The following is a 19970-nucleotide window of genomic DNA, read 5'->3' as shown; positions in this document are numbered from 1 at the left end:
TGCAATTCGCACATTCTCTGTCATCTCTCGAACTTCCGGATCGCCTCGGCGGTGACCGGCGTGAAGAAGTTGACGAGGTTGCCGTCGGGATCGCGGAACAGCAGCGAGCGATTGCCCCAGGGCATGGTGGTCGGCGCCTGCGCCAGTGAGCCCGCGATGCGATCGGCGAGCCGCCGGTACTCGGCGTCGACATCGGCGACGCGGAACTCGATGATCGCCGTCCGGTTGGCGGCGGGTTGCGCGACATGGTCGCCGCCGAAGAGCTGCAAGGTACGCGTGCTGCCGATGGCGAGCGTGCCGGCCTCGGTGATCAGCTCTGCGAAATCTTCGGTGTAAAGCGTGAGCTTCGAGCCGGTCACCTCTTCATAGAAGTCGACCAGCCGCTTGACGTCCGCGGTGATGATGCGGGTCGAAACGAAATTCATGGTTCTTCTCCGTCTTTTAGCCGCGGAGCCTTCTCCGTCGGCGGGCCGCGGAGCCTTCTCCGTCGGCGAAAGCGCCCCGCTGAGGCGCCATGCCCGACTTGTGGATCAACCCTGCTGCCACCATAGTGGCAACAGGAGACATGCCTTGCGCCGCGCAGACAGACTGTTCCAGATCATCCAGATCCTGCGGCGCTCGACCCACCCGATCACCGCCAGCCGGATCGCCGAGGAACTCGAGACCTCGCGCCGTTCGGTCTATCGCGACATCGCCGACCTCATCGGTCAGCGCGTGCCGATCCGCGGCGAGGCCGGTCTCGGCTACGTGCTCGACAGCGACTACGACATGCCGCCGCTGATGCTGACGCCGGACGAGCTGGAAGCGGCGGTGCTCGGCGCGCAATGGGTGGCCTACAAGGGCGATGCGGTGCTGGCGGGAGCGGCGCGCGACCTCATCGCCAAGATCGCCACCGTGGTGCCCGAGCGGTTGCGCCCCTTCGTCAGCAATCCAACCGTCGGCGCGCCGCTCAGCCGCGCAAGCCTGCCGGACGGGCTCGACATCGCACGGGCGCGGGCATCGATCCGCAACGGCCACAAGATCCGCATCCGCTACCGCAACGAACGCGAGGAGGAGAGCGAACGCGTCATCTGGCCGACGATGATCGGCTATGCCGAGACGGTACGGCTGCTCGCAGCCTGGTGCGAGCAGCGCCAGGATTTCCGCCATTTCCGCATCGACCGCATCAGCGCCGCCACCTTCCTCCACGAGCGCATCGGCTGCCGGCCGGCAGAGCTGCGCAGCCGCTGGAAACGGCACATGGAAGCGCAAGGGCTGCGCCTGCCCTGATCCCTAAATGTCCGCATAGATCTCCAGCACATTTCCATCCGGATCGCGGAAGAACAACGTGCGGTGACCCCAGGGCTGGTCGGCCGGCTCCTTCTCGATGGCGACGCCCTTCTCTCGCAGCGCCTCGGCGCACTGGTCGACCTCAGCGGGCGCGACACGGAAGGCGAGTTGCAGGGAGAGCGCACCTGACGGCGTCGGCGCGTCGTTGAACATCACGCCGCGCTGGGTCAGCGCCAAAAGGCAGGAACCGACCTGGTAGGCAGTCCAGCCCTCGCCCAGACTCGAATGGACGTGAAAGCCCATCACGTCTTCGTAGAAGCACCGCATGCGTTGCATGTCGCGGGCGAAGATGACGGTGTAGTCAATATTCCTGATCTTTTTCAGCGCGTTCATTTTTGGGATCCTTGGCCAGTCGGCCGTGTCGCGTGCGACCGGTGCGTTTGTCAGAAGCGCCGTCCCATTTATACTGGTAGCAAGGTGGTACAAGATGAGCAGCGCTGCTGGTAGCGCCGCTACCCCTTTCGAGGTACGGGCATGCTGGAACGGGCGGCTGGGACGGACAGACGCAAGGAGCTCGGTCGCTTCCTGCGCGCCATGCGTGAGCGGGTGCAACCTTCACGGCATGGCATCAGCATCGGCACGCGACGGCGCGGCTCGGGCCTCCTGCGCGAGGAGGTCGCGCTGCTCGCCGGCATCAGCGCCACCTGGTACACCTGGCTGGAACAGGGGCGCGAGGCCAACCCTTCCGCCCAGGTGCTCAATGCACTCGCCGATGTGCTGAAACTCTTGCCGGTCGAGCGCGAGCATCTGTTCAAACTCGCGAAGCCGGAATGGCTGCCCGAGACTTCCCCGTCCGAAGGTTCCTCGCCCGATCCGTGGATAGCTGACCTGCTTACGGCGCTTTCGCCCAACCCGGCCTATGTGCTGAACCGCGCCTGGGATTTCGCGGCATGGAATGACGAGGCGGCAGCGCTGTTCGGCGGGTTCGACCCGGAGGACCCGGTGAAGCGCAACCTGCTCACGCGGCTCTTCCTCGATCCGGGCTGGCGCGCGCTGTTTGCCGACTGGGAGGTGGTGGCGCGCTCGGCGATCGCGCAGTTCCGCGCGGCGACGGTCGGCTATGCGGCGGCCGCCGACATCCGCGCCGTGCTCGATCCGCTCAGAACGCTGAGCCCGGAGTTCGATCGGCAATGGGCCGAGATGCGCGTCGAGGAAGCGCCGATCTGGTCGAAGCGGCTGGTCGGGCCGAATGGCGAGGTCGTGATCTATGACTATTTCATGCTGACGCCTGCGGGGGTCGGCAAGGGCATGACGGTCAGCCTTTATCGGAAGCGTGGCGAAAGCCTGCGAGCGCGCCCCTCTCCCCGACTTTCGCCATAATCGACCAGCGCCGGGTTTTCGGGCAATCTCTCATCAGCCCACGTCATTGGGAGGTGGGTGCGGCCGAGGGAGGATTGCCATGACCGAAATGTCAGCGACGCTGCCGCGCCATGAGGACGCCGTGCGGCGCTTCCGCATCGAGGACGAGATCGCCCGGCTGCACGGCGATCCGGCGAGCGGCATCAACGCCTATGTCGAATGCTGCGGCCGCTATACCGGCGAAAACCGGCTGGCGCTGCGGGCGATCTCCGCCAATGGCGACCTGCGCGAATACAGTTTTGATGATCTCGCCGACATGTCGGGCCGTGTCGGCAATCTCCTGAAGGATCTCGGCGTCCGCCCCGGCGACGTTGTGGCCGGCATGTTGCCGCGCATTCCCGAACTGGTGGCGCTGATCTTCGGCGCCTGGCACATCGGCGCCGTCTACCAGCCGCTGTTCACCGCCTTCGGACCGAAGGCGATCGAGCATCGGCTGAGCTACAGCAAGGCGAAGCTCGTGGTGACCAATCCGGCAAACCGCGGCAAGCTCGACGAGGTGGAGGACCATCCGCGCATCGCGACCATCCTCGGGCCCGGCGACACCCTGCCCGAAGGCGACATCGATTTCCGCGCGGCCTGTGCCGCCGCCTCCCCCGATTGCGAGCCGGTGATGCGCAAGGGCTCCGACCTCTTCATGATGATGTCGACCTCCGGCACCACCGGGCACCCGAAGGGCGTGCCGGTGCCTCTCCGCGCCCTGCTCGCCTTCGGCGCCTATATGCGCGACGCGATCGGGCTGCGCGCCGACGACATTTTCTGGAACATCGCCGATCCGGGCTGGGCCTATGGGCTCTACTATGCCATCACCGGGCCGTTGCAGCTCGGCATCGCCACCACCTTCTATGAAGGCGCCTTCAACGCCAAAAGCACCTACGACATCATTGAGCGGCTGGGCGTCACCAGCCTCGCCGGCTCGCCGACCGCCTATCGCCTGCTGATGGCGGAAGGCCCCGAGGCGGCCGCCCGCGTCAAGGGCAAGCTGCGGGTGGTGAGCAGCGCCGGCGAGCCGCTCAACCCGGAAGTGATCCGCTGGTTCGACGCCCACCTCGCTGCGCCCATCCACGACCATTACGGCCAGACCGAGAACGGCATGATGGTCAACAACCATCATGGTCTGGCGCACACGGTTCGCGCGGGCTCGGCCGGCTTTGCCATGCCGGGCTACCGCATGGTGGTGCTGGACGAAGCCGGCAACGAGCTCGGTCCCAACCAGCCGGGCGTCCTTGCCGTCGATATCGCGAACTCGCCGCTGCGCTGGTTCGACGGCTACCACCAGGCGGAGACGCCGGCGATCGCCGGCGGCTACTATCGCACCGGCGACACGGTGGAGTACGAGCCGGACGGCTCGGTCTCCTTCATCGGCCGGGCCGACGACGTCATCACCTCGGCCGGCTACCGCATCGGCCCGTTCGACGTCGAAAGCGCGTTGATCGAGCATCCGGCGGTCAACGAGGCGGCGGTGGTCGGCGTACCCGACCCGCAGCGCACCGAGATCGTCAAGGCCTTCGTGGTGCTGGCGCCGGCCTATAAGGGGAGCGAGGCGCTTGCCGAAGAGCTCGCGCAGCATGTCAAGAAGCGGCTCTCGGCGCATTCCTATCCGCGCGAGGTCGAGTTCGTCGCCGAGCTGCCGAAGACCCCGAGCGGCAAGATCCAGCGGTTCCTGTTGAGGAAGGCCGAGGTGGAGAAGCGGAGGGGGTGATGCTGCCAATCTCCTTCCTCGAGGGGGAGATGTCGCCGAAGGCGACAGAGGGGGTCGTCTCACATAGGTCGCCAACCTCTCTCGCCGAGGAAGGCTTCGGCGCTCCACGCGCGGCGACCCCCTCTGGCCGCTTCGCGGCCATCTCCCCCTCAAGGGGGGAGATTTGCGTGGCCGGCGCTCGCAGTCTTTTTTTAGCCCAATCTTGTCTTCAGATGTGCGTATGTCATTGGGGCAGAACGCAGAGCGGGAGGTTTTCATCATGCGGCTGGTCTGGACGCTTCTATTCGCGCTCGCGGGCGGCGTGGCTTTCGCAGCCTCGCCGGAGGACGACTATATCGCGGCGCGCGACAAGGCGATTTCCGACATCGCGGCGCTGGAAAGCTCGAATGCTCAAGTGGAGACGCTCGATGCCGCGAACACCAAGGCGCAGGCCGATCTCGAAAAGCGTCTTTCCGCCATTCTCGGTCCGCTTTCGGTCAAGGATTTTCCGGCAACCGGGACGATCAATCTCGAAAGCCTCAGCGCCTCCGACATCGGCTTCGGCATGCTCGACGGGCTGCGCTACGCCAAGAGCGACGAAGGCCCGAGCATCGTGGCGACGACGCGCGGGCTGGTCGGGCGCTGGCTGCAGTCCAAGGCTGACGAGGACGATGAAAGCCTCAGGCTGCCGGCGGGCCTAGATGAGGCGCTCAAGCTCGACGCCTTCTACACCCAGGCCATCGGCGCGGACGCTGCATTCGTGAAGACGCTCGACTTTTCACTGAAGAAGCCCGAAGGCGCCGATATCGCCGTCGCCAGGCTCGGCGGCTGGACGCAAGACGTGGGGCCGATCTATGACCAGCAGGTCGTCGTCGCGGTGGTCAAGGGTGACCGCGTGCTCATAGCCGAGGCGCCCGCATCGCCGCCCGTGCCGAAGATCGCGGCCTGCGAGGCGCTTTGGACCGCGGCGGATGCCACAGCCCAGAAATTCCAGGAGACCTATCAGAGCTCGGACCTCAAGGACCAGCAAGCCTATGATTCCGCCAACGCCGCCTGGGAAAAAGGCGACGGCGACTATCGCGCCTGCATGGGTGAGCGCCTGCCGGGCGAGGCGTCTTTCCCGGCGCTGCTTGCGGAGGCGCAGGCGCTGGCCGACCACATGGCCGGCCAGTAGCACCACGACTGCCTGACTCTTAAAGCGCGTCACGCTGAAACGCATTCAGGCGACGCGCTTTAAGTCTTTGTTTTTATGCATGTCGTTTTCCCAAAACCGCCGCGCACTTTTGGGCGACATGCATTAGCTTGCGTTGGCGCGAATGCGTCGGCTGTTGCGCCGCGGGGTCGGGCGCGCGGCCTCGGCGATGATGCCGTTGGTCACGGGCAGAATGTCCTTGCGCGCTCTCGCATCCGTTACCCGGTGCAGCCTCTCGTAGGGCAGCAGTTCCTTGATGCGGGCGTTGAGCGTCGCGATCTCGGCGCGCAGATCCTCGCATTCCTGCTTCTGGATATCGAGCTGGATCTGCTCGGACGCCTGCTGCAGCGAAAGCTGCGATAGGTTGGTGCTGACCACCGACAGGTTCTTCTTGTCGATTTCGCTCTCGTTCTTGAGAACGGCCAGCCTTTCCTCCGCGATCTGCCGTTCGGTCTCGGCATCGTTCAGCCGTGCCTTGAGCCTCATCGTCTCGGCCGCGGCTTCAGTCTTGTCGTTGGAGGCCTGCTCCAGCCGCGATTGCAGCTCCTGGATCTCGGAGCGCAAGCCGCGCAGCTCCGCCTGGCTGCGCGCCAGTTCCGACGCGCCATCGCTTTCGGCGATGCTGGCCGCCTCGGTTATCTCCGCAAGCTTGGCCTGCGTGATCTCGAGCGACTTCTGCAGCCGCGCCTCTTCCTTTTCGTGACTGCCGATCTGCGTCATCAGCTCGGCAATTCGCGCGGTTTCGTTGGCGTGGGTTGCCGCGAACTCGTCGAACTTGTGCCGGGCTTCCGCCTCGCGCTTTTGCGCCTGCTCAAGGTCGACAGAAAGGCCGACCTGCTTTTCACGCAAGAGCTTGTTCTCGGCAGCACGCTTGTCGGCTTCGACCGTCTTGGCCGTCAGCGTCTTGACGATCTCGCCGAACTCCGCCTCGCGCCTGGCGCTCTCATTGCCCATCTCGACCAGCTCGAGCCGCACCGCCGCGAGCGCCTCGCGCAGCGACTCCCGGTCCTGGACAAGGCTTGCCTCGCGCTGCTGCCAAGCCTCGGCCGCGCCGTCGCGTTCGCGCTGCTTCCTGGCGGCGTCGAGCAGTTGCTCCGACAAGGCCTTATGTTCGACGCCCAGAGCGGCGTTCTCCAACTCCAGCTCATTGGCGCGAAGCGCATCGCGGTGCAGGACGTTCAGGATCTCGCGCGTCATCTGATGCGCGGTGGCGATCTCGGCCAGCCTCGCCCCGATCTCCTCCAGATGGCCCTGTCCGTCGCGGAAAAGCCCGGCAACGGCTTCCAAGGCCGCCAACCGTGTCTGGGTGTGCGGCGTCAGCCGTGAGGCGGAAGCCTCGGACTGGGCCTGGGCCGGCGGATCCTCTTCGCATGCCGCCACATCGGCGGCCGCTTCGTCTTGTTGGGACGTCTGTTCGTCAGCCGAAAGACATTCCTCGAAAGCCTCCGCGAGATCCGACTGGAGCTCCTGAAATTCCTTGTCTACGTCTTCGGCCCGCTTGATCAGGGATTTGAAATTCATGACGGCACACCTCTTACGCTCACGCCCGCCGTATTACTTAACGAATTACTAATTTATCCCTTTACGTTCCGCGCGGGAAGCCTAACCGAAAGAAGGAAGGAATTAAGGTTATCATGGGTTTCCAAACGCTTGCGCGATGTTCCGCCAGCGTCACCTCTGCCGAGTGCGGCAAGTGCCTTTTTCGACCTCGCGAGCGCCCGAATGCCTCACCCGCATCGACCCGCAACCCAACCTCTTGTTGCCTTCGCGTCTCGTCACGATATTGTCGTACCGAGGGCGGCTCCCGGCCGGGCGCCGCCGGCACAATTAAAATGGTCGAAGGATGAAATCCTGGACGCGTTTCGGCGCGACGGGCAAAAAGAAGACGTGGGAAAGTTTAGATGACGGATACCAAGACCGAAACGAGGACATTCGAGGCGGACGTCTCGCGGCTGCTGCACATGATGGTGCATTCGGTCTATTCCGACCGGGACGTCTTCCTGCGCGAGCTGATCTCCAACGGCGCCGATGCCTGCGAGAAGCTGCGCTTTGAGGCGATCACCCGCCCCGAATTGCTGGGCGAGGACGCAAAGCCGCGCATCGCCATTTCCGCCGACCCGGACAACAAGCAGCTCGCCGTCGAGGACAACGGCATCGGCATGGGCCGCGACGAGATGGCCGAGGCGCTGGGCACCATCGCGCGATCCGGCACGCGCGCCTTCATCGAGCGCGTCGAGGCCGGCAAGGCGACGGACGACTCGGCACTGATCGGCCAGTTCGGCGTCGGCTTCTACTCGGTCTTCATGGTGGCCGATCATGTCGACGTGATCAGCCGCCAGGCCGGCAGCGAGGAAGCCTGGCGCTGGTCGTCCGACGGCAAGGGCACCTACGAGATCGCGCCGGTGCCGCTTGCCGCAGCACCCAAGCGCGGCACGCGCGTCGTGCTGCACCTGATGGAGGATGCAACCTCCTACACCACGCCTTACCGGCTCGAAGGGCTGGCGAAGTCGCACTCCGGCCACGTGCCGGTGCCGATCACGCTGATCGAGAAGCCGGGCGCTGAGCCGCGCGACGTTGCCGACGGCACCGCGCTCTGGGTAAGGCAAAAGAGCGAGATCAAGCCGGAAGAATACACCGACTTCTACCGCAGCGTCGCCGGCCAGTATGATGAGCCGGCCTCAACGATCCACTTCCGCGCGGAGGGGCGGCAGGAATACAGCGTGCTTGCCTTCGTACCCGGATCGCGCCCGTTCGACCTCTTCGACCAGGACCGCAAGGGCCGCATGAAGCTCTATGTGCGGCGCGTCTTCATCACCGACGATGCCGACGTCTTGCCGCGCTACCTGCGCTTCGTGCGCGGGCTGATCGATTCGGCCGACCTGCCGCTCAACGTCTCGCGCGAGATGATCCAGCAAAGCCCGCTGCTTGCCGCGATCCGCAAGGGCGTGACCAGCCGCGTGCTCGGCGACCTCGCCAAAACAGCCGATAACGATGCCGAGGCTTATGCCAAGATATGGGAGAATTTCGGCGTCGTGCTCAAGGAAGGCATCTACGAGGATTACGAGCGGCGTGAGCAGCTTCTGAAACTCGCGCGCTTCCGGTCTACCACCTCCGGCGATGCCTTGCGCAGCCTGGCCGACTACGTCGCGGCGTTGAAGGAAGGCCAGAAGGCGATCTTCTTCATGGCCGGCGACGACCGCGCCCGGCTCGAAGCCTCGCCGCAACTCGAAGGTTTTCGGGCGCGCGGCATCGAGGTGCTGCTCTTGACCGACCCGGTCGACAGTTTCTGGACGACGATGGCGCCGGAGTTCGACGGCAAGCCGTTCAAGTCGGTCACGCAGGGCGCGGCCGACCTTTCGGAGATCCCGCTGCTCGACACTGCGGCGAAATCGGAAGCGGCGATGACGCCGGAAATCGACAGCTTCCTCGCTTTCGTGAAGACCGCGCTGGGAGACGAGGTCTCGGATGTGAAAGCCTCCGACCGCCTGACCGAAAGCGCGGTCTGCCTGGTCGCGCCGGAGCATGGTCCCGATCGCCAGTTCGAGCGCTTGCTCAATGCTGCCGGCCGCCTCGACAAGGCGGCGAAGCCGATCCTCGAGATCAACCCGCGGCACGAGCGCGTCGCGGCGCTGGCGAAACTCGGCGACGACGAGCGCGCCTTCAAGGAGGATGCCGCGCATCTCCTCTACGACGAGGCGCGCGTGCTCGATGGCGACAAGCCGGCGGATGCGAAGGCGTTCTCCGCGCGCCTGGCGAGGCTGATCGAGCGGGGATTGGCGAAGGGGTGATTGGGGCAAAGGCGTCCTTCCGGAAGATGAACCGTCGGGCGCGGGCTAGACTAAGCGCCTCGACGGCTCAACCAGTAATCGTTCTGCCAGTCTTCGTAGCCAAGCAGTTCGCCAAATCGGCGCTCGCGATCGTCGGACCACGCGCCAGGTTGAGCAAGGAGCATCCGAAGAGCATCGATACGCCACTCCTCGCCGGGCAATGAATAGAATATCGAGCGGCACTGAAATTGCGGCCGGTCAGGGACTGGTTCGCGAAATTCACGCTTGATGAAGCGACCCAGGCCCACATGCCTGTCGAACATTCGCCAGTATCTGATGAGGCAATCCGGTTCCCGGCCGGAAATGGCGATGAAGTATGCGACCGGCTTCAGCCCTCCAAGCATCAAGCCGAGTTCGCGGTTCGTATGAACCACGTAGGGAAGTTGTCGAAGCCGCTTCGGCAGCATGGCTTCGCCTTAAACGCGTTGGCTTTAAATTCCGCTAAGGGCGAGTAGCCCGCCTACCCCCCCGCAGCCCCGGCGCTTCCTGGCAGGTCCTCGCCACATATTCCGTGTAGCCGCCGCCATAGGTGTGGATGCCCTCGGGCGTTAGCTCCAGCACGCGTTTGGCACGCGCGGCCAGGAAATGGCGGCCGGGCGAGACGAACAGCATCGTGGCTTGATCCCGATTGGCATCGCTACAGATGCGAAGCCGTGCACCGGCACAGAGCCGGGCTGCGTTCCGCCGCTTTTGCCAGGATGGACATTGGCGAACGGCAGCTTCGGCCCCTTCTCCGACATTCGTGGAAAGGGGAGAATTACTTCGCCAAATGCGTACAACTCATCGAGCGAATCCGAGGCTTGCGATCCCAACTCCCCCCACCAGGATCAGGCTTACGGCCCACATAATGTCGAGATTGAACCAGCTTTGTGAGATGAACTTGGGTCCGAGCCATCGAAAGACGGCAATGGCGATAATGCCGCCGCTTGCAACCATGGCGGCTGTATGGACCATGGAGACGGTAATGGCCGTGATGAGATTACCGGCCGCGAGGGTGGCGGCCGCTTGGTGCCCAACGTCATGTTCCCCGGTTTGGCATAGGCCCAGATAAATCGGCACCAGCATCAGCCCAGCACCATGCGCCGTGGCGGCCGCGAAGGACCACAAGGCGAGCTGCGCCGGCGGGATACGGACAAGAACACGCGGGTGGCGCCGATTGAACAAGAGATAGACCCCGGCTGCGACCACGATCAACCCCGCAGCGATGCGAATCTGTCGTTCCCAGGCAATCAGCGTCAGCATCGCGCCGAAAGGCAGCAGGATACCAAGCATTGCCACAAAGTGTCCCGTTGCCAAAAGGCCGAGCGCCCGGAACAATTCGCCGGTGCGCCTGTCCAACAGTCCGGCCGAGACGGCCAACGGCCAGCCCATGCCGGGATTGACGCCGTGATAGATGCCGCTGGCGACGACGGCCAGCCAGAGGCCGGCCGTTGTCCACTCGCTCATCGCCTCATCCGCCCGGGCAAGTCGATTACACCGACGGATAGCAGAATGAATCCGTAGAGCAGTCGCCGCCTTCCAGGCGAATCTGGTGCGAGCGATACCCCTCGGGGAACTTGACGTAGAAGTCCTTGTCCAGGGTGATCCCGCCGTTCTCGCCGACATTGGCCTTGACCATCGCTGCCGGGATGCCCCCGGTATAGAACTGGTCGTCCCAGGTCGAATAGAGCGAGTTGGTCCAGTAGACGCGTTTGCCGTCGCGGCTGATCTCGACCATCTGCGGTCCGCCCCGATAGTCGCCGCCGCCGGGATGCTTGGTCTTGCGCGCAATGCCGCCAATATGGACGGACCCTGCAAGCCTGGGCTTCATCGGATCGGTCACATCATACTGGCGCATCTCACCGGTGCCCCAGCAGGAAGCGTAGAGAAAGCGGTCATCGAGCGACAGGTCTATGTCGCTTACCAGCGGCGGAACCGCCTCGAAACCCTGCAGGAGCGGAGGCAGGTCATCCTTCGCGGCTGCCTCCGGCGGGATAGTCGCCGTCTTTTCGCAATGGAACTTGCCGTCCTCGCGCCACCATGTCCAGATCGATCCCTCGAGGTTTGTCGTGTCGACGACCACTCCAACGAAACCGTATTCCTTTACCGGGTCATGCGCAGGGCGGACTTCCAGGGCCATCTGGTGGTTGGCTCCCAGATCAATGGTCTGCACGTTCCTGCGTTCGCGCAGATTCCAGAAATGCACCCGGTGTCCGTATTTGTTCGACAGGAGATCTTCCGGGACGATGCCGTTCTCGAATTGGGGTGGAAGTGCCCACTCGCTCGACACCATGTAGTCGCGCGGCAGGTTCCACCAGAAATCATACTGCTTGTTCTGTGGCCCGCGATCGATCTCGTAGCGCCCTATGACGTCGAACGTCTGGCAATCCATGACAAAGATGCCGGGAGGTCCGTCGGTGCCGTCAGGGCCACCGCCGCCAAGGGTCGAGACATAAATGCCTTCCGGCCCGCAGTGAATCGTATGAGGCCTGGAATAGCCGGTCTTGGCAAATACTTCTTCCGGCTCGATGATTTTGTGGATCTTGGCCTTGGTTGGTCCGCCCTTGGTGTCCACAACGTAGATGCGCGAAGATCTCATGCCGGGGATTATCAGAAAACGGCGCTCGAGAAACGGGTGGCCGTTCAGCGGCGACAGGGCCGAAGAGCAAGCGTTCCAGCCGAAGTGGTGAAACTCGTCGCCCTTGTTCGGCATTGTCACGCTGTGGACGATCTTGCCGCAGTCCTTCGACTCCGGGTTTACGTCAACTATTGCGAGTCCATCAGGCTGAGAGAAATCGGCACTCAACATCAAAGTGTAGGCAAAGTTTTCGACTGGCGCCTGCATTGCGAGCTTGGCGGTCGCGTGGAAAGTCGGGTCCGGCCGTAAGGTCATTGTCGTCCTCCTTGGCGGGTTAAGCAGCCCGACCGACAATCAGGGGCACGACCTGTGATGCGCTTCGATGCCCGCCGAAAAGGTCGGGGCGCTTTGCTTTTCGCACGCTGTTTTCGTGCGGCTTTCAGAAGAATCTCACGGATTTCGGAGAACGGCAATCTCGACTTGTGCGTGACGAGCGCCACCAGACTGCCTGGGTGAGCCGCGGCAATGTCAAGGTTGGCAGGCAACGCACGGTCAAACTTCGCTATGTCGGAATGTCTGGATCTGGCGCGCAAACCGGCCAAGGGCCGGTGCCCCCCGGCCTTGGGCCGACACCCGCTCTTCCCTACCCTCTCAGCCCCGGCGCTTCCTGGCCGGTGCGGGCGACGTATTCCGTATAACCGCCGCCATAGGTGTGGATGCCGTCCGGCGTCAGCTCCAGGACCCGGTTCGACAGCGCGGCCAGGAAATGGCGGTCGTGTGAGACGAAGAGCATCGTGCCTTCATATTGCGCGAGCGCCTCGATCAGCATCTGCTTGGTCGCCATGTCGAGGTGGTTGGTCGGCTCGTCGAGCACCAGCAAGTTGGGCGGGTCGAAGAGCATCAGCGCCATCACCAGCCTGGCCTTCTCGCCACCTGACAACACGCGGCACTTCTTCTCGATCTCGTCGCCGGAAAAGCCGAAGCAGCCGGCAAGCGCGCGCAGCGGCGCCTGGCCGGCCTGCGGGAAATTGTCCTCCAGCGTCTGGAACACGGTGCGCTCACCGTCGAGCAGGTCCATGGCGTGCTGGGCGAAATAGCCCATCTTGACGCTCGGGCCGCGCGCCACCGTCCCCTCGTCGGGCTCGGAAGCACCGGCGACCAGCTTCAACAGCGTCGACTTGCCGGCGCCGTTGACGCCCATCACGCACCAGCGTTCGCGGCGGCGGATCTGGAAATCGAGGCCTGAATAGATCGAGCGGCTGCCATAGGATTTGTGGATGTTCTTCAGCGTCGCCACGTCCTCGCCGCAGCGCGGCGCCGGCTGGAACTCGAAGGCCACCGTCTGGCGCCGCTTCGGCGGCTCGACGCGGTCGATCTTGTCGAGCTTCTTCACCCGGCTTTGCACCTGGGCGGCATGGGAAGCGCGCGCCTTGAAGCGCTCGATGAAGGCGATCTCCTTGGCGAGCATCGCCTGCTGGCGCTCGAACTGCGCCTGCTGCTGCTTGTCGGCCAGCGCCCGCTGCTCCTGGTAGAATTCGTAATTGCCGGAATAGGAGGTGAGCGCGCCGGCGTCGATCTCGATGACCTTGGAGACAATGCGGTTCATGAACTCGCGGTCGTGCGAGGTCATCAACAGCGCGCCGTCATAGTCTTTCAGGAATTTCTCCAGCCAGATCAGGCTTTCGAGGTCGAGATGGTTGCTCGGCTCGTCGAGCAGCATGACGTCGGGCCGCATCAAAAGGATGCGGGCGAGCGCGACGCGCATCTTCCAGCCGCCGGAGAGCTTTGCCACGTCGCCATCCATCATCTCCTGAGAGAAGCCGAGGCCATCGAGAACTTCACGCGCGCGGCCGTCCAGCGCATAGCCGTCGAGCTCCTCGAAACGGTGCTGCAATTCGCCGTAGCGCTCGATGATAGCGTCCATCTCGTCGGCGCGGTCGGGATCGCCCATGGCATGCTCGAGCTCGCGCATCTCGGCGGCGACGGCGCTTACCGGCCCGGCGCCTTCCATGACTTCGGCGACGGCGCTCATGCCACCCATGTCGCCGACATCCTGGCTGAAATAACCGATGGTGACACCGCGATCGACGGAGACCTGGCCCTCGTCAGGCTGCTCCTCACCGATGATCATGCGGAACAGCGTCGTCTTGCCGGCGCCGTTCGGGCCGACAAGCCCGATCTTCTCGCCCTTCTGCAAGGCGGCCGAGGCTTCAATGAAGACGATCTGGCGGCCGTTTTGCTTGCCGATGCTTTCGAGACGGATCATGGGGCGGTCCGGGTCACTGCGCTGAGATGGCGGGATTTGCCGGGGGCAATACGCGAATGCGGGTGCAGAGGGAAGAGCGCAAACGCCGCAGACGAGACGACGAAAATTGGCGAAGGCGGCGGCGACAGCCAATTTCCCCCCAAGTGGGGGAGATGGCCGGCAGGACAGAGGGGGGCGCTGTCCCGCCTTTCAGCCATTGCCGCTCCAGCTTCGCTGGCCGGTATTCGAGTTTAAGGCGCTTCTCGATGCGATGTCGAACGCCGCGATCCTTCGCGCCCCCCTCTGCCCTGCCGGGCATCTCCCCCACAAGGGGGGAGATCAGCAGTTCGTTCGCCGCGCTCTATTTCGCGTCGTGGAAGATTATGCCTACCGTATGGCGCAGGCCTGAGCGCAATCGGCTGACGCCGTGGCGCAGGTTGACCCGATAATAGCCCTTCGTGCCCTGCACCGGCCGGTTGTGCACGGCGAAGATCACCGCGTCGCCGCGCTTCAGCGGCACCACCTCGGCGCGGCTCTGCATGCGCGGGCGCTGTTCGGTGAGCACGAATTCGCCGCCGGAAAAATCCTCGCCCGGCTCCGACAGCAGGATCGCCACCTGTAGCGGAAAGGCGAGCGCGCCGTAAAGGTCCTGGTGCAGGCAGTTGAAGTCGCCGGGGCCGTACTGCAAGAGCAGCGGCGTCGGCTTGGTCTGGCCCTCGTCGTGGCAACGCTTCAGCAAGGCGGCGTGATCGGCCGGGTAGCGAAGGGCTGCACCCATCTTCTCGTTCCAGTCATTGGCGACGGTTGCGAGCCGCGGATAGAGCGCGGTGCGCAGGCCCTCGATCAGATCCGGCAGCGGATACTTGAAATAACGATACTCGCCCCGACCGAAGCCGTGGCGCGCCATCACCACATGGCTGCGAAAATGCTCCTCGTGCGGATAGAGGGAGGCGATTTCGGCGCACTCCTCGGGCGATAGCAGGCCCGGCATGACGGCGCAGCCCTGAGCGTTGAGCTCGGAGATCATAGCGCGCCAGTCCTGTGCCGCGACGCGGGATTCGGCGGAGCGGCCGGCGCGCTTGGTGTTGAGGGAGTGGACGGTCATGAGTTGGCTCCATCGCTTGCTTGTCCCGAAGATGGTGCGGGCAGTGGGAGCAGACCACCCGTTTCATGACAAGGCGGGAGTGAGATCATTGGAGACGCTGGCGGGACAGCGCCCCCCTCTGTCCTGCCGGACATCTCCCCCACAAGGGGGGAGATTGGCAGCTTTGGCGATGGCACCCTTCCTGCAACGTTGGCGATTGGCGAAGGCCGACGCCACGGCCGATCTCCCCCCCCAAGTGGGGGAGATGTCCGGCAGGACAGAGGGGGGCGCGAAGGAACGCGGCCTAGGCCCTATGCTTTGCGCCGATACGCCTCCAGCTCCGGATCGAGCTCCACCTTCACCGCATTGGTAAACACGCACGTCGCCACCATGATGCCGGCGAAGGCGACGAGGTTGACCAGCAGCGTCTCGTCGTAGCGCGCTTTGAGCGCGGCCCAAGTCTCGTCGGGAACGGCGTTGGCATCGGCGGCGATCGCCTTGCCGAACTTCATCAGCAGCGCCTCGTCGGCGGTGGGCTCGATCGTTTCCGGATCGAGGCCGGAATCGATCAGCGCGCGGCGGAAGAAGGCGACCGGGATTTCGGCCCGCATCGTCTCGGCGATCGCCGTCGAGAGCAGCCAGATGGCGCGGTCGTCGAGTGTAGGCCTGAGCAGATCGCGCAGCGTGAACCATTCGGCGTAGATGCGGTGCGCGGCCGGCGAGTGCAGCAGGATGCGCTTCATGTTGGTCATGCGGCCGCGCAGCGCGAGCTCCCGGTCATGCTCGGTGCGGATTTCGGCGGAAGCCGTCGCGTAATCGATCGGGGAAAGATGCGCCATGGTTATTCCTTCGGAGTGGCAGCTTTAGGCGATTAGCCGTTCCTCGCCCCCACGAATGTGGGGGAGAGGTGGCTCGGCGAAGCCGAGACGGAGCGGGGGAGTGGCGCGGCGATTCCAGTTTTGGAACGATATGCTCTACGAGGGCCCCCTCTCCGGCCGCTTTGCGGCCACCTCTCCCCCGCCTCTGGCGGGGGCGAGGAACCCACATTCTGAAACGCCCTCACCCCAGCGTTGCGCGCAATTCGGGCGCGCCGCGCAGCGTGTTGGAGACGGTGCAGATGGTCTCGGCGTCCTCGACGATGCGCTGCTTGGTGGCCGCGTCGAGATCGCCGGCGATCTCCAACCTGATGCTGAACGTCTCGACGCGCGACGGCTCGTCCTTCGCCTTCTCGCCGGCCACGTCCGCCCTCACCTCGCCAAGCCGGTCGGCGACGCCGAGGCGCGTTGCGGCGATGCGGGCGCTGAGCACCATGCAGGCGGCCAAGGAGGCATAGAGCAGGTCGAGCGGGTTGAAGCCCGGCGCGCTCACCGACGTCACCACATCAAGCGCGCCGCCGGTCGGCGTCGTGACCGCAGGCAGGCCGCCCGGCGCCAGGACGGCCAAAGCGCCGGTTGCGCGGGTTCTGATCTTCAGCTCGCTCATGACATGTCCTCGGTCCGGTGGTTGGCGGAGCTCTCATAGCGGACTGAGATTCATCTCGGCAATCGCAGAGATCCGACGTAGCCCGTCATTGCCCACCCCAGGCTCCCCTTTCTCTTATTGCAAGAGGGGAAGTCCGCGAAGCGGTCGGATGAGGCGTATTCAGCTTGGCAATTGCGTTTTGCCAGTCAACAATCCGTGGCGATGTGCACCTGCGCCAATAGCAGACGGGATTGACGGCCATGACACGATGGAAACCCGCCGCGCTCGCGGCGCTTGCATCCACCATCATCCTGTGGCCCGCTGACGGCGTTCCGGCGGGCAGCGTCCATCCCGGTCCGATGTCGCGTGCGGAAGCTCTCGCGCGCGCCGAGGCGCTGACGGCGCTCGGGCGGCAGATGTTTTTCGACCCAACGCTGTCGGCCTCGGGCAAGCAGGCCTGCTCGTCCTGCCACGATCCCAACCACGCCTTCGGACCGGCCTCGGCCGCACCGGTCGAGCTGGGCGGACCCAACCTCGACCAGCCCGGCCAGCGCGCTGTGCCGTCGCTTCGCTACCTGCAGGCGGCGCCCGCCTTCACCGAGCATTTTTACGACTCCGAGGACGAAGGCGACGAGAGCGTCGACAACGGCCCGACCGGCGGGTTGACCTGGGATGGCCGCGCCGACCACGGCAAGGACCAGGCCAGGATCCCGCTGCTGTCGCCCTTCGAAATGGCCAACAAGGATGAAGCGGCCGTTGTCGCCGCCTTGCGCAAGGCGCCCTATGCCGATGCGTTCAGGGCGGCGTTCGGCGTCGATGTCTTCGACCATCCGCAAGATGCCTTCGATGCCGCAGTCGAGGCGCTCGGCACCTTCGAGCAGAGCAGCGTCGATTTCTATCCTTATTCCAGCCGCTACGACGCTTTCCTTGCCGGCAAGGCGCAACTGACGGCGCAGGAGCTGCGCGGCCGCGCGCTGTTCGAGGACGAAGCCAAGGGCAATTGCGCAAGCTGCCATCTGAGCGAGCCCGCCAATGACGGCGAGCCGCCGCAATTCACCGATTTCGGCCTGATCGCCATTGCCGTGCCGCGCAACCCGGCGATCCCGGCCAATGCCGACGCCGCCTATTTCGACCTCGGCCTGTGCGGCCCGCTGCGCACCGACTTCAAGGACCACAGCGAATATTGCGGCCTCTTCAAGACGCCGACGCTGCGCAACGTCGCGCTGCGCAAAAGCTTCTTCCACAATGGCTATTTCCACACGCTGCGCGAGGCTGTGGCCTTCTACGCCAGCCGCGACACGGATCCGGGCCGCTGGTACCCGAAGAACGCCGACGGCATGGTCGAGAAGTTCGACGACCTGCCGAGAGCTTACCGGGGAAACCTCAACACGGATCCGCCCTTCAACGGCAAAAAGCCCGGCGACAAGCCGGCTCTGACCGATGCCGAGATCGACGACATCGTCGCCTTCCTCGGCACGCTGACCGACGCCGACCAGGCGGGGCAGTGAGGCGCGAAGGCTCCATTGCCTAAGCGCGTTGTGCGGATTGCCGTTCAGCATCGAATCGAGAATATCGGACGAATATGGGGCCTTCTATGTGGGCCAGATCACAGGATCGCCATGGATTTCCTGCTATATTAGGCGATCTTCATGGATGGAGTCTCGAAATGAGGTTCGTCGCCGTTCTGGACCCAACCGGCAGCTGGGCGGTGTTTGATATGGCCAATGAGGAGCCCGCCGAACTTGCCGGCCGCGTGCTTATCGGTTTGACGCCGCTTGAAGCCTGGTGGCTCACCACCGCGGCCAATGAAGAGGCGGGGTGCGGGGAAGCCTACCCTTTGGCGCCGCAGTCAACCCAGTAAGGCGGAAAGCCGACAACCCACCGTCCAACAGGAAAAGCCCAGGCAACAAGCAGTTGGGACGGCGCGCTGCGAGACCGATTCAGGCAGCGCGCGCCTCGATGGCCCCTCACCGCACCGGCGCGTAGCGGTTCACCACCATGCCGCAGGCATAGGCCTTCGAGCCGATGAGCTTCAGCCTGGTGAAGCCGCCCTGGTCGAAGACGCGGAGCCCGCTGCCCAGCACCGCCGGATTGATGAAGAGCTGGAATTCGTCGACCAGCCCGGCGGCGATCAACGCCGTGGCGAAGCGGGCGCCGCCGAAGACGGCGATGTTGCCGCCCTCGCCCGCCTTCAACGCATTGACCTCGCGCGGCAGGTCGCCGCCGGCGACCCGCGTGCGCTCCCACCGAGAGGTCTTCAGCCTGTCGCTCAGCACCACTTTTTGCGCTTCGACGATGCGCCGGGCGAAGGCGTAGAAACGGTCCTTTGGGTACTTCCTCGCCGCATTGCTCCAGTGGTTGAGGTAGCCCTCCTCCGCCATCTTGCGGCTCAAGAGGATGGTGTCGACGGTTTCGAAGACTGCGTTGAAGTCCGCTTTCAACTCGTCGTCCCAGTCGCTCTCGTCGCCCCATTCCCAAAGCTGCCAGCGACGGTCCTCATCGGCGCCGACGAAACCGTCGACCGACATCTGCATCTGCAGGACGAGTTTTTTCATTTTTGGTCCTCCTCGTGTTTCGACAAACGATTTACTTATGGAACCATTTGACGCGCAGAGTGAATGGTGTCAATAGTAAAGTGATTTAAAAATGGAACCAAACTTATGTCGACCAGAGAAAGGTCCGGCTGCCCAATCAGTCTTTCGCTCGAGCTCATCGGCGACCGCTGGACGCTGCTGATCATCCGCGACCTGGCCTTCGCCGGGAAAAAGCATTTTCGCGAGTTCCTGCAATCGGACGAAGGCATCTCGTCGCGGACGCTCGCCGAGCGGCTGCAAACTTTGCAGGACGAAGGCATCCTCACCCGCAGCGACGATCCGACCCATGGGCTGAAGGCGATCTACCGGCTGACCGAGGCCGGCATCGACCTGCTGCCGGTGCTCGCCACACTGGGCGCCTGGGGCAGCAAGTACCGCAAGGCGGACGATCACCTTGCCCGTATCGCCAGGGAACTGGCGGCCGGGAACGAACCGGCGCTTGAGCGGATGAAAGAGAAGCTCAGGGCCGAGCATCTGAGGTAAGTCGGGCCGCTCGAGCGCACCTATCCGTCTCGACGCACGGAAACCCAAGTTTTTGAAGGCTCGCGCTGCCCCTCACCTGCCTGCCGGCATCCCCTCCCCGTATAGTGATCGGTGGCGCTCCCGCTGACGATTTCCCGCGAGGTACCCCCGCCCCTGCTTGC

The 19970-nt window shown here is 64.3% G+C and carries 19 protein-coding genes and 1 pseudogene; 8 read left to right on the top strand and 12 right to left on the bottom strand.

Features of this window, described 5'->3' with window-relative positions; all coding sequences use genetic code 11:
• Positions 1–20 precede the first annotated feature (20 nt).
• Entirely contained in the window at positions 21–425 is a 405-nt protein-coding gene (locus RFN30_RS04030) for a VOC family protein (RefSeq protein ID WP_320260820.1), read from the bottom strand.
• Between the two features lie 145 nt (positions 426–570).
• On the opposite strand from RFN30_RS04030, the gene RFN30_RS04025 reads away from it, so the two are divergent.
• Positions 571–1269, top strand: a complete 699-nt coding sequence (locus RFN30_RS04025) for a helix-turn-helix transcriptional regulator (RefSeq protein ID WP_320260819.1) — start codon at positions 571–573, stop codon at positions 1267–1269.
• 3 nt (positions 1270–1272) lie between these two features.
• On the opposite strand, the gene RFN30_RS04020 is transcribed toward RFN30_RS04025, so the two are convergent.
• Positions 1273–1662 (bottom strand): VOC family protein, encoded by a 390-nt coding sequence (locus RFN30_RS04020; RefSeq protein WP_320260818.1) that lies wholly within the window; start codon positions 1660–1662, stop codon positions 1273–1275.
• Between the two features lie 141 nt (positions 1663–1803).
• Between RFN30_RS04020 and RFN30_RS04015 the strand changes: the two genes are divergently transcribed.
• The 3 genes from RFN30_RS04015 to RFN30_RS04005 all read left to right on the top strand — a co-directional run bounded on the left by RFN30_RS04015 (position 1804) and on the right by RFN30_RS04005 (position 5540).
• The gene (locus RFN30_RS04015) at positions 1804–2649 is read left to right on the top strand and encodes a helix-turn-helix transcriptional regulator (RefSeq protein ID WP_320260817.1); all 846 of its coding nucleotides are present in this window, start codon (positions 1804–1806) and stop codon (positions 2647–2649) included.
• A 79-nt stretch (positions 2650–2728) separates the two neighbouring features.
• A complete protein-coding gene (locus RFN30_RS04010; RefSeq protein ID WP_320260816.1) occupies positions 2729–4387 on the top strand; it encodes an acyl-CoA synthetase in 1659 nt (552 codons plus the stop codon).
• A 259-nt stretch (positions 4388–4646) separates the two neighbouring features.
• Positions 4647–5540: a hypothetical protein gene (locus RFN30_RS04005; protein WP_320260815.1), complete on the top strand. Its 894-nt coding sequence runs from the start codon at positions 4647–4649 to the stop codon at positions 5538–5540.
• A 123-nt stretch (positions 5541–5663) separates the two neighbouring features.
• On the opposite strand, the gene RFN30_RS04000 is transcribed toward RFN30_RS04005, so the two are convergent.
• Entirely contained in the window at positions 5664–7079 is a 1416-nt protein-coding gene (locus RFN30_RS04000) for a hypothetical protein (RefSeq protein WP_320260814.1), read from the bottom strand.
• A gap of 380 nt (positions 7080–7459) precedes the next feature.
• On the opposite strand from RFN30_RS04000, the gene htpG reads away from it, so the two are divergent.
• Positions 7460–9346: a molecular chaperone HtpG gene (htpG, locus tag RFN30_RS03995; protein ID WP_320260813.1), complete on the top strand. Its 1887-nt coding sequence runs from the start codon at positions 7460–7462 to the stop codon at positions 9344–9346.
• Between the two features lie 50 nt (positions 9347–9396).
• Here htpG and RFN30_RS03990 read toward each other — a convergent pair whose 3' ends face one another.
• From RFN30_RS03990 to RFN30_RS03960, 8 genes and pseudogenes are all read right to left on the bottom strand, one after another.
• Positions 9397–9792, bottom strand: coding sequence for a hypothetical protein (locus RFN30_RS03990; RefSeq protein ID WP_320260812.1), 396 nt, complete (start codon positions 9790–9792; stop codon positions 9397–9399).
• A gap of 34 nt (positions 9793–9826) precedes the next feature.
• Positions 9827–10006, bottom strand: a pseudogene (locus RFN30_RS32365) (hypothetical protein); the annotation flags it as partial.
• 159 nt (positions 10007–10165) lie between these two features.
• Entirely contained in the window at positions 10166–10831 is a 666-nt protein-coding gene (locus RFN30_RS03985) for a hypothetical protein (protein ID WP_320260811.1), read from the bottom strand.
• 25 nt (positions 10832–10856) lie between these two features.
• Positions 10857–12257, bottom strand: coding sequence for a selenium-binding protein SBP56-related protein (locus RFN30_RS03980; RefSeq protein ID WP_320260971.1), 1401 nt, complete (start codon positions 12255–12257; stop codon positions 10857–10859).
• 328 nt (positions 12258–12585) lie between these two features.
• Positions 12586–14208: an ABC-F family ATP-binding cassette domain-containing protein gene (locus RFN30_RS03975; protein WP_320260810.1), complete on the bottom strand. Its 1623-nt coding sequence runs from the start codon at positions 14206–14208 to the stop codon at positions 12586–12588.
• A 340-nt stretch (positions 14209–14548) separates the two neighbouring features.
• Positions 14549–15292 (bottom strand): 2OG-Fe(II) oxygenase, encoded by a 744-nt coding sequence (locus RFN30_RS03970; protein ID WP_320260809.1) that lies wholly within the window; start codon positions 15290–15292, stop codon positions 14549–14551.
• A gap of 290 nt (positions 15293–15582) precedes the next feature.
• Positions 15583–16110 (bottom strand): carboxymuconolactone decarboxylase family protein, encoded by a 528-nt coding sequence (locus RFN30_RS03965; RefSeq protein ID WP_320260808.1) that lies wholly within the window; start codon positions 16108–16110, stop codon positions 15583–15585.
• 220 nt (positions 16111–16330) lie between these two features.
• Positions 16331–16753 (bottom strand): OsmC family protein, encoded by a 423-nt coding sequence (locus RFN30_RS03960; protein WP_320260807.1) that lies wholly within the window; start codon positions 16751–16753, stop codon positions 16331–16333.
• A gap of 239 nt (positions 16754–16992) precedes the next feature.
• On the opposite strand from RFN30_RS03960, the gene RFN30_RS03955 reads away from it, so the two are divergent.
• Both RFN30_RS03955 and RFN30_RS03950 read left to right on the top strand, forming a co-directional pair.
• Positions 16993–18240: a cytochrome-c peroxidase gene (locus RFN30_RS03955; protein WP_320260806.1), complete on the top strand. Its 1248-nt coding sequence runs from the start codon at positions 16993–16995 to the stop codon at positions 18238–18240.
• Between the two features lie 158 nt (positions 18241–18398).
• Complete coding sequence (locus RFN30_RS03950) at positions 18399–18593, top strand: hypothetical protein (RefSeq protein ID WP_320260805.1); 195 nt, start codon at positions 18399–18401, stop codon at positions 18591–18593.
• A 106-nt stretch (positions 18594–18699) separates the two neighbouring features.
• Here the strand turns inward: RFN30_RS03950 and RFN30_RS03945 are convergent, their stop codons facing one another.
• On the bottom strand, positions 18700–19287 hold the full coding sequence (locus RFN30_RS03945; RefSeq protein WP_320260804.1) for a dihydrofolate reductase family protein: 588 nt from the start codon (positions 19285–19287) through the stop codon (positions 18700–18702).
• 105 nt (positions 19288–19392) lie between these two features.
• Between RFN30_RS03945 and RFN30_RS03940 the strand changes: the two genes are divergently transcribed.
• Positions 19393–19809 carry a winged helix-turn-helix transcriptional regulator gene (locus RFN30_RS03940; protein ID WP_320260803.1) on the top strand — a complete coding sequence of 139 codons (417 nt, stop codon included), beginning with the start codon at positions 19393–19395 and terminating at the stop codon, positions 19807–19809.
• Positions 19810–19970 lie beyond the last annotated feature (161 nt).

It is taken from the genome of Mesorhizobium dulcispinae, from assembly GCF_033977345.1.
Lineage (GTDB): Bacteria > Pseudomonadota > Alphaproteobacteria > Rhizobiales > Rhizobiaceae > Mesorhizobium > Mesorhizobium dulcispinae.
This window is presented reverse-complemented; position numbering and strand designations above follow the sequence as displayed.

What these genes read in the sequence shown, in the direction of transcription:
- RFN30_RS03945 (WP_320260804.1), bottom strand. Translation starts at nt 19,287, where the DNA reads ATGAAAAAACTCGTCCTGCAGATGCAGATGTCGGTCGACGGTTTCGTC.
- RFN30_RS04020 (WP_320260818.1), bottom strand. Translation starts at nt 1,662, where the DNA reads ATGAACGCGCTGAAAAAGATCAGGAATATTGACTACACCGTCATCTTC.
- RFN30_RS03990 (WP_320260812.1), bottom strand. Translation starts at nt 9,792, where the DNA reads ATGCTGCCGAAGCGGCTTCGACAACTTCCCTACGTGGTTCATACGAAC.
- RFN30_RS04000 (WP_320260814.1), bottom strand. Translation starts at nt 7,079, where the DNA reads ATGAATTTCAAATCCCTGATCAAGCGGGCCGAAGACGTAGACAAGGAA.
- RFN30_RS04005 (WP_320260815.1), top strand. Translation starts at nt 4,647, where the DNA reads ATGCGGCTGGTCTGGACGCTTCTATTCGCGCTCGCGGGCGGCGTGGCT.
- RFN30_RS03970 (WP_320260809.1), bottom strand. Translation starts at nt 15,292, where the DNA reads ATGACCGTCCACTCCCTCAACACCAAGCGCGCCGGCCGCTCCGCCGAA.
- RFN30_RS04010 (WP_320260816.1), top strand. Translation starts at nt 2,729, where the DNA reads ATGACCGAAATGTCAGCGACGCTGCCGCGCCATGAGGACGCCGTGCGG.
- RFN30_RS03965 (WP_320260808.1), bottom strand. Translation starts at nt 16,110, where the DNA reads ATGGCGCATCTTTCCCCGATCGATTACGCGACGGCTTCCGCCGAAATC.
- RFN30_RS03950 (WP_320260805.1), top strand. Translation starts at nt 18,399, where the DNA reads ATGAGGTTCGTCGCCGTTCTGGACCCAACCGGCAGCTGGGCGGTGTTT.
- RFN30_RS03940 (WP_320260803.1), top strand. Translation starts at nt 19,393, where the DNA reads ATGTCGACCAGAGAAAGGTCCGGCTGCCCAATCAGTCTTTCGCTCGAG.
- RFN30_RS03960 (WP_320260807.1), bottom strand. Translation starts at nt 16,753, where the DNA reads ATGAGCGAGCTGAAGATCAGAACCCGCGCAACCGGCGCTTTGGCCGTC.
- RFN30_RS03985 (WP_320260811.1), bottom strand. Translation starts at nt 10,831, where the DNA reads ATGAGCGAGTGGACAACGGCCGGCCTCTGGCTGGCCGTCGTCGCCAGC.
- RFN30_RS04015 (WP_320260817.1), top strand. Translation starts at nt 1,804, where the DNA reads ATGCTGGAACGGGCGGCTGGGACGGACAGACGCAAGGAGCTCGGTCGC.
- RFN30_RS03975 (WP_320260810.1), bottom strand. Translation starts at nt 14,208, where the DNA reads ATGATCCGTCTCGAAAGCATCGGCAAGCAAAACGGCCGCCAGATCGTC.
- RFN30_RS03980 (WP_320260971.1), bottom strand. Translation starts at nt 12,257, where the DNA reads ATGACCTTACGGCCGGACCCGACTTTCCACGCGACCGCCAAGCTCGCA.
- RFN30_RS04030 (WP_320260820.1), bottom strand. Translation starts at nt 425, where the DNA reads ATGAATTTCGTTTCGACCCGCATCATCACCGCGGACGTCAAGCGGCTG.
- htpG (WP_320260813.1), top strand. Translation starts at nt 7,460, where the DNA reads ATGACGGATACCAAGACCGAAACGAGGACATTCGAGGCGGACGTCTCG.
- RFN30_RS03955 (WP_320260806.1), top strand. Translation starts at nt 16,993, where the DNA reads ATGACACGATGGAAACCCGCCGCGCTCGCGGCGCTTGCATCCACCATC.